Source organism: Streptomyces sp. NPDC001027 (assembly GCF_040299045.1).
Classification (GTDB): domain Bacteria; phylum Actinomycetota; class Actinomycetes; order Streptomycetales; family Streptomycetaceae; genus Streptomyces.
The window spans coordinates 1-1,270 of record NZ_JBEPBI010000595.1; the positions used below are offsets into that span (position 1 = coordinate 1).

General features: G+C 71.1%; 1 protein-coding gene. It reads left to right on the forward strand.

The window, feature by feature from the left end:
• On the forward strand, nt 1–1,270 hold a 1,270-nt coding region (locus ABT300_RS44185), incomplete at both ends, for a non-ribosomal peptide synthetase (RefSeq protein ID WP_351688862.1).

Consider the following 1,270-nt stretch of genomic DNA (forward strand, 5'->3'; position numbering starts at 1 on the left):
CCGGCCGGGTCGGGTTCGATGTGCCGGGCGGCCGGTATGCCCTTCTTCAGGCGCAGGCCACGGACCTGGGCAACACGGTGGTCTTCGCGAGCCTGACGAGCGGTGGCGAGCTGCATGTCCTGCCCGAGGAAGCGGTCACCGACCCGGCGCTGGTGGCCGGTTACCTGACCGAGCACTCGATCGACTTCCTCAAGGCCGTTCCCTCGCACCTGGCCGCGCTGGCCTCCGTGGCCGGGGCGGAGGGCGTGCTGCCGGCGCGTTCGCTGGTCCTGGGCGGCGAGGCCGCTTCCCCGGAGCTGGTGCGCGAGCTGGTTGAACGCGCCGGTAAGTCGGCGGTGTTCAATCACTACGGGCCGACTGAGACGACGATCGGTGTCGCGACCACCCGGCTGAGCGCGGACGACGCGGCCGCAGGCCTGGTCCCGGTCGGCTCGCCAGTGGCCAACACGCGCTTCTACGTCCTCGACGCCGCTCTGCGCCCCGTGCCGATGGGTGTTGCGGGTGAGTTGTATGTGGCGGGTGCGCAGCTGGCGCGCGGCTATGTCCAGCGTGCGGGGCTTACGGCGGAGCGGTTCGTGGCGAACCCCTTCGAGCCGGGTGTGCGGATGTATCGCACGGGTGACCGGGTCCGCTGGACGGCGGAGGGCCGGGTGGTCTTCCTGGGCCGCACGGACGAGCAGGTCAAGGTCCGTGGCTACCGGATCGAGCTGGGTGAGGTGCAGTCCGTTGCCGCCGCGTACCCGCTGGTGGCTCAGGCTGTCGTCGTGGCCCGCGCGGACGTCCCGGGGGAGACCCGTCTGGTGGCGTACGTCGTCGCGGACGATCCGGACGAGGACAGCAGCAAACTTCCCTCCGCGGTACGTGAGTTCGTCGGGCGGCGTCTGCCGGAGCACATGGTGCCGTCGGCGGTCGTGGTCTTGGATGAGCTGCCGCTGACCGGGAACGGCAAGCTGGACCGCAAGGCGCTTCCCGCTCCGGACTACGGCAACTCCTCGGCCGGTGGCGGCCGCCGTGCGGCGACCTTGCAGGAGGAGTTGCTCTGTCTGGCCTTCGCCGAGGTCCTCGGGCTGGAGAGCGTCGGTGTCGACGACGACTTCTTCGACCTTGGCGGTCACTCCCTCCTCGCGGTGCGCCTCGTCAGCCGTATCCGCACCGTTCTGGGTGTCGAGACCGAGATCCGTACCCTGTTCGAGGCCCCGACCGTCGCGGCCCTCGCCGCCCGCCTCACGGGCGCCGAAACCGCCCGCGCCCCCCTCACACCGATGCCGCG